At 54.3% G+C, this 12,182-nt stretch carries 8 protein-coding genes; 7 read left to right on the forward strand and 1 reads right to left on the reverse strand.

The window, feature by feature from the left end:
- The 7 genes from AAHA41_RS20635 to htpG all read left to right on the forward strand — a co-directional run.
- On the forward strand, window positions 1–2,042 hold a 2,042-nt coding region (locus AAHA41_RS20635; RefSeq protein ID WP_342697339.1), incomplete at its 5' end, for a type VI secretion system tip protein VgrG.
- Window positions 2,018–2,848, forward strand: coding sequence for a DUF4123 domain-containing protein (locus tag AAHA41_RS20640; protein ID WP_323068987.1), 831 nt, complete (start codon window positions 2,018–2,020; stop codon window positions 2,846–2,848). The genes AAHA41_RS20635 and AAHA41_RS20640, both read left to right, overlap by 25 nt.
- A complete protein-coding gene (locus AAHA41_RS20645) occupies window positions 2,849–5,926 on the forward strand; it encodes a hypothetical protein (protein ID WP_323068985.1) in 3,078 nt (1,025 codons plus the stop codon). It abuts the gene before it with no gap.
- Window positions 5,913–6,935 carry a hypothetical protein gene (locus tag AAHA41_RS20650; RefSeq protein WP_323068983.1) on the forward strand — a complete coding sequence of 341 codons (1,023 nt, stop codon included), beginning with the start codon at window positions 5,913–5,915 and terminating at the stop codon, window positions 6,933–6,935. Before AAHA41_RS20645 ends, AAHA41_RS20650 begins: the two co-directional genes overlap by 14 nt.
- A gap of 353 nt (window positions 6,936–7,288) precedes the next feature.
- The gene (locus AAHA41_RS20655; RefSeq protein WP_323068981.1) at window positions 7,289–8,311 is read left to right on the forward strand and encodes a hypothetical protein; all 1,023 of its coding nucleotides are present in this window, start codon (window positions 7,289–7,291) and stop codon (window positions 8,309–8,311) included.
- Between the two features lie 291 nt (window positions 8,312–8,602).
- The gene (gene recR / locus AAHA41_RS20660; RefSeq protein ID WP_005346280.1) at window positions 8,603–9,205 is read left to right on the forward strand and encodes a recombination mediator RecR; all 603 of its coding nucleotides are present in this window, start codon (window positions 8,603–8,605) and stop codon (window positions 9,203–9,205) included.
- Window positions 9,206–9,370: 165 nt separating this feature from the next.
- On the forward strand, window positions 9,371–11,284 hold the full coding sequence (gene htpG, locus AAHA41_RS20665) for a molecular chaperone HtpG (RefSeq protein WP_323068979.1): 1,914 nt from the start codon (window positions 9,371–9,373) through the stop codon (window positions 11,282–11,284).
- Between the two features lie 105 nt (window positions 11,285–11,389).
- Here the strand turns inward: htpG and AAHA41_RS20670 are convergent, their stop codons facing one another.
- Window positions 11,390–12,175, reverse strand: a complete 786-nt coding sequence (locus AAHA41_RS20670) for an ABC transporter ATP-binding protein (protein WP_033114706.1) — start codon at window positions 12,173–12,175, stop codon at window positions 11,390–11,392.
- Between the last annotated feature and the right edge of the window lie 7 nt (window positions 12,176–12,182).

Below are 12,182 nucleotides of genomic sequence, written 5' to 3' on the forward strand. Positions count from 1 at the left end.
TGCCCGAGAGCACCTTCGTGGTGGCGAGTTTCCAGCTGGACGAGGGGCTGAACCGGCCGTTCAACCTGCGCCTTGAGCTGGCCAGCAGCCAGCCCGATGTCGACTTTGGCGCCGTGCTGGACCAGCCCTGCGAGCTCATGGTGTGGTACAACGGCGAGCTGCAACGCCGGGTGTGCGGGGTAGTGAGCGAATTTGCCCAAGGGGACAGCGGCTTTCGCCGTACCCGTTACCGCATTGAGGTGAAACCTGCCCTGTGGCGACTGGGCCTGCGCCAGAACTCCCGCATCTTCCAGGCGCAGAAGCCCGATGAAATCCTCAGTATCCTGCTGCAAGAGCACGGCATCACCGACTACGCCTTTGCGCTCAAGAACGAGCACGCCCAGCGGGAATACTGCGTGCAGTATCGGGAGACTGACCTCGACTTTATGAACCGCCTTGCCGCCGAAGAGGGGATGTTCTACTTCCACGAGTTTGAAGCAGGCAAGCACCGCATCGTCTTTGCTGACGATGCGGCAGCCCTGACTGCTGGCCCCGAGCTCTTCTTCAACCTTGGCAACCGTTCGCTGGAACAAGGGCCCTATGTGCGCCAGTTCCACTACCGCGAGGCGGTGCGTCCTTCGGATGTGGAGCTCAAAGACTACAGCTTCAAGACGCCAGCCTATGGTCTCTCCCACAAGAAGATGGGCGCAGAGCTCGACCATCAACGGGATACCTACCAGCACTTCGACTACCCGGGCCGCTACAAGCAGGACCCGAGTGGCAAGGCGTTTGCCCAACATCGGCTCGATGCGCTGCGCAACGATGCGGTAGCAGGCAGCGGCAAATCCAACAGCGCCGCATTGCTACCGGGCCAGCACTTTTCACTCACCGAACATCCGAACGGCAGCCTCAACACCGACTGGCAAATCGTCCATATCCGCCACACCGGCGAGCAACCGCAGGCACTGGAAGAGGAGGGCGGCAGCGGTCCGACCGTCTACCACAACGAATTTGGCGTGGTGAAGGCGAGTACCACCTGGCGCGCCCGCATCGGCAGCCCCGAGGCACCCCACAAGCCGATGGTGGATGGCCCGCAAATCGCCATCGTAGTCGGCCCCGAGGGCGAGGAGATTTACTGCGACGAGCACGGTCGGGTGAAGCTGCAATTCCCGTGGGACAGATATGGCAGCTCCAACGACCAGAGCTCCTGCTGGGTGCGAGTATCGCAAGGCTGGGCTGGCGGTCAGTACGGCATGATGGCCATCCCGCGTATCGGCCACGAGGTCATCGTGAGCTTTCTGGAAGGAGACCCCGACCAGCCCATCGTGACGGGGCGCACCTTCCACGCCACCAACCGGCCACCGTATGAGCTGCCTGCCAACAAGACCCGCACCGTGCTGCGCACCGAAACCCACAAGGGCGAAGGCTTCAACGAGCTGCGTTTTGAAGACCAGGCGGGACAAGAAGAGATTTACATCCACGGTCAGAAAGACCTGAACGTGCTGATTGAAAACGATGCGGCTTGGCATATCAAGCACGACCAACACACCGACATCGATAACGAACGGGTGACCCGCATCAAGGCCAACGACCACCTGACGGTGGAGGGTGAGAAGCGTGAGCACATCAAGGCGGACTATTCGCTGACGGTGGATACCTCCCTGCACCAGAAACTGGGTCAATCCCTGTTGGTTGATGCAGGTCAGGAGGTGCATCACAAGGCTGGCATGAAGATCGTGATGGAGGCGGGTGCCGAACTGACCCTCAAGGTGGGCGGCAGCTTTGTGAAGCTCGACTCCGGTGGCGTCACGCTAAGCGGTGGATCCATCAAGATGAACTCCGGCGGTAGCCCTGGCTCGGGCTCAGGGTGGGCGGGTCAGATGCCCGGTCTGCCGATGGGGGTAGCATTAGCGCCTTATGTTGTACCGCCAACACCAGAGATGATCCCGGCCATGTTGGTCGCGGCAAAAGCAGGTGTGGTAGCAATGCCCATGTGTGGCAAGCGCTCTAATGGCACATGTGAACGGGGGGACTGCACATGCAAACTCGATGGGAACAGTTAACGTCTCTACATCGGTTATCTCCTGATAGCTTACCAATCAACTATTTGCTGATTGATGTGGCACGTTGGGAAGAGGCGCAAGAGGTGATCCATCAGCTCATTGAGCAGCCCGAATTAACTCTGCTGTTTGCTGGTACGCACCACCAAGCCTTATTGGATGTGAGTCCCCTTTTGCTTAGCCTCCCTTCCGAGCGCACTGTCAGGGAAACGTTGCTTACGGAAGTGCGAGAGAGGCGCGCAGGCGTTGCGCTGCGCGCATCACTCTCTTGCGAAGAGCTAGCCAACCATTTCAGACAGTTTCTGACGGTGCCTGATGGGCAGGGGCAAAGCTATCTGCGCTTTTACGATCCGGCCATTTGGCTGGCTATCTATGCCTGCCAGTATGATGCCCCCTTGGTGAGCTCAGCGTTGGAGGCGGTGTACTTGCCTGACTGGTGCTCTGCAACGTGGTGTGAAATTGTCAGCGCTGAGCACGAAGCTGCCTTTGAGCAACCGGTGTGTTTGAGTTCGGAATTGCTGACGATGGCTCAGAAAACCCGTCTGCTTTATAGCTTGCAAGCAGCTCGGATTGACCCTGTTTTGTGTTATGGTCTTGCATCTTCGCTTGCATACCTGATTGAGAAAGGCTTGACAGAGCAGTGGGAGCTTATGCCTTGGCTCACCCTGCTTAATGATTATCCTGCTCCCGTGTTGGATGGTCGCATGGCCCAGTGGTTGGCCACCTTCGATATTGAGTGCCATGAGCCGCTGGCTGTGGCAAACCGTTTTTGGCAGCATCAGACCCATCAGCCAGTGGAGGCGTTATAGATGTCCGCACCAACCACGACTACGTCACCTGTAGTTAACAATGTCATTGATGAAGGGCTCTGTCAGTCGCCGACCATGTTGCCTTTTGTTCCGTTGCCAGCTGCTGCATCAAATGAGTCGTTTGCAGCGGTTAAATCCCCCTGCTCGTCAAAAGAGTTTGAAGACATTTTCTACGTCAGCGGCTCCAACTGTTTTTGGCTGGTCGAGAAAAAAGCCTTCAAGAAGATAAAAATGGTGGTCAGTGAGTTTGAAGCCAAGGTGCTTGGCTCATCCAGCAAGCTGCAAGCACTGGCGGCACAGGGTATTCAACTCGATAGCCTGATGATTAGCCCGACACCATATAGCTTCTTGACCCCGGCTCAACAGCAAGAATGGAGCAACATTCAGGCGAGCAGGCCAGCCAGCCCTACCTTTTCGCCCTACGGAGATAACAGCCAGGCTGCGGTTCAAAAGCAATTTATCAATCGTGCCGCTGAAGATGCCAAATGTATCGAGCAACTGGAAAAGCTCAAACGCCAAGGGATTGAGCAAGCCAAGGCGCAAGGGTATGAAGTCGATAAAAATGGCCACTACTATGACCCGCGTCAGGTCAAAATCGGCAAATTGCTGGCGCAATACAACAAGGCCCGTGCCACGTTTGTAGCAGAAAAGCCTCCGGCAGAGCAGATTGAATCGCTACGACAGGCGGTGCTGAAAACCCAGACCCTGATGCAGGAACACAGCAACGATCTGATGTGGCCGAGTGACGATTGGTTTAGCCATCGTCAGGAAACCCTGGCCAAGATGACTACGGCCCAGCAGACCCTCAATCGCTGCATCAGCGAGCTTGGCGCGCTTGGGGTCGCCGTGCCAGAGTTTGCTCTGAGCGGCATAGAGGGGTGCGTGGCCGGTGATAAGTGCTACGCCAGTTGGTACGCCTATCTGGCGCAGAAAAAGCAGGCCGAAGAGGAGCTGGAGAAGACCACCAAGGCCTTTTTGACCGCGCTCGATAGCGGTTATGCCGCCAGCAGCGACAAAGAGAATCCCTTGTTGCCACCCCAGCAGATGTTTCAGCGTCAGCTCGATGCCATTAATGCTGCTCACAAGCAAGCGAACGAGCTGTACGAAAAGGCACTGCTGGCCTGCTCCCGCCAAGTCCCGCCTCGGGTATTGGCATGGGAGGGGGAATATCAGCGCCAACCCATGGACGTATTGACCAAGGGGGATTATCCGCTGCGCGAGATCTGCTCGGCGGCGTTATCGGCAGAGCCGCTCAGCTACTTCAGCCTCTGGCAGTTGCCGGTAGACAAGGTCAAGGAGCGGGCGGGTGACCTGCTTAAACTGGAGCAGGATCCGGTGCTGCTCGCCCTGCTGGCACAAGATGGCATTACCCCTCTCCCCCTACAAAAGGGCTGGTTCTACAAAGAGAGCGGCGCCCTCAATTTTGACAAGGTGGCCGACTACCTGGAGCAGAAGAACATCAAGGTGAAGGCGCTGGATTCATGGCGTAGCCGCTTTGCTGGACACCTTGGCACACTGCTCTATCGCTCTGACAAGCAGGTGGAGTTTGGTCCCTTTGATGAGTCACCCCAAGCGCAGCTGATGCGGATGATGAGTTACAGCGACTGGAAGGGCAAACTCAGCAGTTCCGGCAAGATAGACCCCCCGCCGATGACACTGACCTATCAGGACGGCACCGTCTCCATGCCTGGGCCGAGCGCCAGCTTGTCGGTCACGGCGGAGTTTTATCCTCTGCGCGGCGAGATCGACCTGTTCAGGATCACCTTGCCACGAGGCGCGAAACCCACGATAGCAACCCTGATCGCCCCCAAGAGTGGCAACAAGTACCAGATCAATCTGGGTACCTGGGCCGTAGATGTCCACGCCAAGGCGTGGGGCAAAGCGGGCGCCATGCTCAAAGCGGGCCGTGAGGCATCGCTCAATGCCAGCGTCGGGGGCATTAGCCTCAGCGGGCTCGATGTGGCGGTCAAGGCTGAAGAGAAGGGGGAATTTACCGCCGAGGTTGGGGCTGAGGTGGGCTGCAGTCTGTCAGGACGCCTGCTTTGGACGCCGGATAACAGCATGATCCAGCGTCTGGGGATAGATGGTCAAGCCGCCAAGCTGCCACTGCAGTTGTGCAAGGCCACCACCGAGCTGAAGGCCGAAATCAAGAACACGCTGAGCGAGTTCCCCTTTATCCTGAGCTGGCGCAATAACCGGATGCGGCTGGGGGTCAAAGCCGGGGTGCTGGGGGGCAGCGCCAAGGCCAAGGGCTATTTTGAATTTGAAGTGGATTGGCAATCTACCGGTTATGTGGTGACCATGTTTCAGGATCTGCTACGCCGCTGCAACTACGAGCGGGTCGAAGTCTTCGCCGATGAGGAGAGTTATCAGCGCCTCTCCAGGGCCAGTCAGTTGGCACTGCTGCTGGGGGTCAATATTGGTCAGATAGTGGCGGCTGAGAAAGACTTTGTCGACCGGATTTATGGCAAGCTGAATCGCAGCCAGAATGCGGGTCTGGTGGCGTGGACGTTGTCTCATCACTTGTTGCCGAAACAGGCTAATCCCAATCCGGCTTTACGCCCGGATACGGCTGGCGATGCCAAGGTCAATGCAGCAACGGAGGCCAAGTTAAAAGAGTGGGCCAACGGTCTACTGCCAGAGGCATTGGGGTCGTTATTGGGAACCTTGGTGGCTAATGCTAAAGATCTGCGTGTTAAGTCGTTAAATGTCGATTTGCCCGATACACAAGTTCATGTGTTACAGCAATTGACCATCGCTCGCTTGGTTGATTGGCTCTATAGCGGTAAAGCCACTCCTGATAATCGCCATAAGTTTCAAGAGGCGATAAGCCGTATGAGCGATATCAATGTGCAAGATCAGATTTACTCTTATAAGAGTAACCTTAGCACACTAGATAAATATATGAATTCGCCTGCGGATAGTAGAAATGACGACCTTAAGTCAACATTAATTAAATATTGGCGAGCTCGCAATTCATTATCAAATGTTGATTGGGAAAAAGCGCAGCGTAAATACAAGATTTCTAATATGTATGGTCGTTCTCAGATTCAGGATGGGTGGAATGTTAAGAGTTAAGCAGTTTTCAATACTTGTGTTGAACGCACTATTCGCAGTCTCATTTGCAAACGCAGCTGTTGATAAGGTGGCTACAGCAGATGAGCTTTATCAACAAGCGGTTATCCCTTATGAGCAAGGTTGGCGGAAAGGTGTTGACCTGATGATCCAAGCCGCCGATTTAGGCAGTGAGCAAGCGCAATGCTGGATTGCAAAAAGTGCAGTTGACTCGGTCTGGGTTTGGTCTGATATGTCTTACAAATATTTTAAGATGGCAGCAGATCAAAGTGCACTATGTGGTTTGTTAGCCTTATCTGTTGATGAAGAAGGTGGCATTGCAATTATGCGCCCAAAGGCATTTATTGTTGATGGGGTAAGTGTCAATGCATATAAGGAAAGATTTAATGCCGCTTTATCGTTAGGTATCTCTAAAAATAATATAGAAGCACTGAAATTAAAAGGTTTTCTTAGTGACAATAAAAATGAAGAGTGCAAGTGGTTTGAAAAGGCTGCGAAGTTTAATGATGCTGACGCCCAATTCCGCCTTGCTAATAAAATAAAGAGTGGCTGTGGATGGTACGTCATCCCTGGCTCCCGTGAAAAAGCTGTACGCCACTGGATTGAACAAGCCGCCAATCATGGTAATCCAAGAGCTATGGAGGTTATGTCCAGCTATGCTGAGAAAGACAACGATATTGTAGAGATGCTGGCTTGGCTCGAACGTGCAGCCAATACAGGGAATATTAACTCGATAAGGATCTATAGCACTTATCTGATGGGAGGCGATGAGTTTACCATTCCAATTCCTGCTGATATGCAAAGCAATAAAAAAGCTTACGCTTGGTTATATATATTAACCCATCAACTACCGCCAGAAACTGAGGAGTCAGCCTATTCCCGCTCTGTTAAAGAACTCAGTGTTCTTGAAAAAAAACTCTCAGTGAACGAAATGGAAGAGGCTAAATCCTGGGCTAATGAATGGATGAAAACGCATCAAGTTAGAAGTTACTTCCTAGAATTCGGAATGTAACAAAGCTTGTTATTACTGTAAAAACCACCTGACAGGCAAGGCTAATGGCCAGGGAAGGCGCTTCATTAGCTTATAGCGGTCATGTCACTCCTGATAATCGCCATAAGTTTCAAGAGGCGATAAGCCGCATGACCGATATCAATGTGCAAGATCAGGTTGACGCTTATAAAAAAAATTAATGCTTCTCGATGAATACATGAATTCAATAGTGAAAGGAAGTAGTGAATCACGTATTGCATCATCTATGTATCACAGGGCAAGAAATGCACTGTCAAATATTGATTGGGAAAAAGCGCAGCGTAAATATAAGATTTCTAATATGTATGGTCGTTCTCAGATTCAGGATGGATGGAATGTTAAGAGTTAAGCAGTTTTCAATGTTGATGTTGATTACGTTATTTTCAATGTCATATGCAAACGCTATGGAGGATAAGGCTGCAAGCGCCGAGGCCCTTTATCAGCAGGCGGTGATCCCTTATGAACAAGGTTGGAATAAAGGGCTTGATTTGATGTTGCAAGCTGCTAATGCAGGAAATATCAAGGCGCTATGCCTGATTGCCAGAGGTTATCAAGGTACATCTTTGATTGTTAATGCTGATGCACAAACATATTTTAAAAAAGCAGCAGAATTAGGCGGGCTATGTGGCATGCAAGCATTATCTAATCTCGGTAGTGGCCCCATTTTAGATGCGTCATTATCAGATCATTCCGGCGATCAAAATTGGACCGAAGTTTTGCTTGAGACAGCTAAAAAAAGAGCAGACGAAGATCAGTTGGATGGTCTGCGGTCGTATGCGTTGATACAGGCAGCCAAAGGGAATGGCAATGGTTTCTGTAAATGGATGGAAAAAGCGGCAGATTTAGGGGATGCTGATGCCATGAACCAATTGGCAGGAGCAATTCGTGATGGCTGTGGCTGGTATATTATTCCTGGCTCACGTGATAAGGCTGTGCGTCACTGGATAGAACAAGCCGCCAACAATGGAAATCCAAGAGCAATGGATCAATTAGCTGTCTATTATCAAGAGGCTGGAGATATAAAATCGATGCTTCATTGGTATGGCATGGGGGCAAACATTGGCAATGTAAACTCCATTTTATTTTATTCTGGTTATTTAATGTCCGCACTTGAGTTAGGTGTTGAGGTTCCCCTTGAATTACAAGATAAAGTAAAGGCCTATGGGTTGTTGAATGCCGTTGTAAGCCAAATTACTGAGGATGATAATGTGTTCTCCGCTTATCATCAAGCTATTGAACGTATGCGTTTTTTAGAGAAAGTTTTGACTGCTGAAGAACTGGATGAAGCGAAAAAGTGGTCCAATGAATGGATGAAAACACATCAAGTAAGAAGTTACTTCCTAGAATTCGGAATGTAACAGAGCTTGTTGTTACTGCAAAAAACACCAGATAGGTGTACAGATCTGGTTATCACAAGACACCGGCCTTAAACCGGTGTATTTTTTACGCTACTTTCATGCGCTCCTCCTTCGGTATCAATTTCAGACCCTTTTTGAACATGTGGGCTGACCACTACAAAGGGTTTTCAGTCTCATCGGATAGCGCGCTGGCACGGGCTCGGGTATAGTCCTGCGCCAGTTGCGTTATCCAGTTCAGCTGACCCGCGGTTATCCAGAGAGTGGTGCGGGTTGGCCAGTGTGAGGTGTGTTATGAAATTCAGTCCCCTGCTCGACGAGATGATGAAAGCCCTGCAGGTACTGCCGGGGGTAGGGCCCAAATCGGCACAGCGGATGGCCTTTACCCTGCTCGAGCGCGAGCGCAGCGGCGGTTTGCGGCTGGCCCAGCTGCTCTCCCGCGCCCTGACCGAGATTGGCCACTGCAGCCACTGCCGCACCTTTACCGAGAATGATCGCTGCGATATCTGCGCCAATCCCAAGCGGGAAGAGAACGGTCTGCTCTGCGTGGTGGAGAGCCCGGCGGACGTGGCTGCCATCGAGCAGACCGGCCAGTTTTCCGGTCGTTACTTCGTGCTGATGGGCCATCTGTCGCCGCTCGATGGTATCGGCCCTGAGGAGCTGGGGCTCGATATTCTGGAGCGTCGCCTGAAGGATGAGGCGATCAGCGAACTGATCCTCGCCACCAACCCCACCATCGAGGGGGATGCCACCGCCTGGTATATCGCCGACATGGCCCGTGCCGCCGGGGTGGAGGTGAGCCGCATTGCCCATGGGGTGCCGGTGGGGGGCGAGCTGGAGCTGGTGGATGGCACCACGCTCTCCCACTCCCTGATGGGGCGCCAGCGCCTCAAATAAGGGGCTGGATAGGATTGTGCCATTACGGCCTGATCAGAAAATCGGCAGTTGAATGGAAAAAGGGGGCGAATGAGCAGGATTGCACATTCACCCCCTTGATATTTGGATCCCTGTCCCCATCTAGGTTGGGCGTATGTTCAACCCGATGTTTCTGAGGATTGGTCAATGACCCAAAGTGTTCATGCCGAAACCCACGGCTTTCAAACTGAAGTCAAACAACTGCTGAGCCTGATGGCTCACAGCCTCTACTCCAACAAAGAAGTATTCCTGCGCGAGCTGATCTCCAACGCATCCGATGCGGCGGACAAGCTGCGCTTCAAGGCGCTTTCCGATGCCTCTTTGTTCGAAAACGACGGCCAGTTGCGTGTGCGCCTGGTGGTGGACAAAGAGAAGCGTACCCTGACCATCTCCGATAACGGGATCGGTATGACCCGTGATCAGGTGATCGAGCACCTGGGTACCATTGCCAAGTCCGGCACCGCAGAATTCTTCAAAAACCTCTCTGGCGATCAGGGACGCGACTCCCAGCTGATCGGCCAGTTCGGGGTCGGTTTCTACTCCGCCTTTATCGTTGCCGACAAGGTGACCGTGGTGTCCCGCGCCGCCGGTACTGCTCCGGAGCAGGGCGTGCAGTGGGAATCGGAAGGCGAAGGTTCCTTCACCGTGGCTGACGTGACCAAAGCCGGTCGCGGTACCGACGTTATCCTGCACCTGCGTGCCGAAGAGGACGAGTTCCTCGACGACTGGCGTCTGCGCTCCGTGGTGAGCAAATATTCCGACCACATCAGCGTGTCGGTCGAGATGTACAAAGAGGGCACCCCGGATCGTGAAGAGGATGGTGAGACCATCGTCGGCACTCCGGGCGAGTGGGAGCAGGTCAACCGCGCGACTGCACTGTGGACCCGCAACCCGAAAGATATCAAGGACGAGGAGTATCAGGAGTTCTACAAGCACGTCGCCCACGACTTTGAAGATCCGCTGCTCTGGGGCCACAACCGGGTGGAAGGGGCGCAGGAGTATACCAGCCTGCTCTACGTACCGGCCCGCGCACCGTTCGACCTCTACAACCGCGAGCAGAAGCACGGTCTGAAGCTCTACGTACAGCGCGTCTTTATCATGGACGACGCCGAGCAGTTTATGCCGACCTACCTGCGCTTCGTCAAAGGGGTGCTGGACTCCAACGATCTGCCGCTCAACGTCAGCCGTGAAATCCTGCAGGACAACAAGGTGACCGCCTCTCTGCGCAAGGCTTGCTCCAAGCGCGTTCTGACTATGCTCTCCAAGCTGGCGAAAGACGATGCCGAGAAGTACGCCAAGTTCTGGAGCGAGTTCGGCAATGTGCTCAAAGAGGGCCCGGCCGAGGATTACGCCAACCGCGAAGAGATCGCCAAGCTGCTGCGCTTTGCCAGCACCGCTGGTGAAGGCGAAGCCCAGACCGTCTCTCTTGAGGATTACGTTGGTCGTATGAAGGAAGGTCAGCAGAAGATTTACTACATCACCGCTGACTCTTATGCCGCAGCCAAGAACAGCCCACACCTCGAGATCTTCCGCAAGAAGGGCGTCGAAGTGCTGCTGATGTGGGAGCGTGTCGATGAGTGGCTGATGAGCCACCTGACCGAGTTCGACGGCAAGCAGCTCATCTCCGTTACCCGTGGCGAACTGGATCTCGGCGATCTGGAAGATGAAGCATCCAAGCAGGCGCAAGAAGAGGCCGAAAAAGCCAACGCAGGTCTGGTTGAGCGGGTCAAGAAGAGCCTCGGCGAAGCGGTTAAAGAGGTGCGTGTCACCCATCGTCTGACCGACTCCCCCTCCTGCATCGTGACCGACGCCTACGGCATGAGCACCCAGATGATCAAGCTGATGCGCGCGGCCGGCCAGCCAGTACCGGAGCAGAAGTATATTCTGGAGCTCAACCCCGACCATGCGCTGGTGAAGAAGCTCGATACCATTCAGGACGAGGCGCTGTTCGGCGAGTGGGTCACCCTGCTGCACGAACAGGCCCAGCTGGCCGAACAGGGTGGGCTGAACGATCCGGCGAGCTTCGTCTCCCGCATCAACCGCCTGCTGCTGCAAGCCTAAGCTGCGACTCCGATAACAAAAAGCCCACTGCATGCAGTGGGCTTTTTTGATCCTGCCGTGTGAGAACGGTGAAACACAGCAGTAGGGGAGGCGGCCAGCTCCTCTCTATTTGCGATATTCGTTGTTGTAGTTCTGGATGAGACGGCGGGTCACCTCGTGCTGGGGATCGGCAAACACCTTGAGGGTCTTGCCGCGCTCCACCACCCGCCCTTCATGCATTACCAGCACCTCGTCGCTGATATGGCTGACGATGCCCAAATCGTTGGCCACCAGCACATAGCTCAGCCCCATGGTCTCCTGCATCTCCAGCAGCAGGTTGATGATCTGGGAGCGTACCGAGATATCCAGGGTGGTGAGAGCTTCGTCGGCCACCACGATTTTGGGGTTGAGGATCAGAGCCCTCGCCAGTGCGACCCGCTGCTGCTGACCGGAGGAGAGCATCTGCGGGTAGAAGAGGGCGTGATCGGGCAGCATGCCCACCATGCGCAGGGTCTGCACCACCTTTTCACGGCGCTCCTCTTCGGTCATTTCGGTGTTGAGGCGCAGCGGCGTCTCCAGAATTTGGCCAACCCGGATCTTGCGGTTCAGCGAGGTATTGGGATCCTGAAAAATCATCCGCAGCAGCTTGCAGCGAGTCTGGTAATCCCCGTGCACCATCAGCTGGCCGTCGATGGCGATGTCGCCGCTGGTGGGCTCGATCATCCCGGCCAGAATGCGGGCCAGGGTGCTCTTGCCGGAGCCCGCTTCACCGACGATGGCGAGGGTCTGGCCCACTTCGAGATCGAACGAGAGGGGCTTGATCGCCTCCACGGCCTGACGACGGAACAGGCCGGTACGGTTCTGGTAGGTTTTGCTCAGGCCCCTCACTTGCAGCAGGGAGGGCTCAATCACATGCGCC

The sequence above is a fragment of the Aeromonas sp. SER genome (genome assembly GCF_038739615.1).
Classification (GTDB): Bacteria; Pseudomonadota; Gammaproteobacteria; order Enterobacterales; family Aeromonadaceae; genus Aeromonas; species Aeromonas jandaei.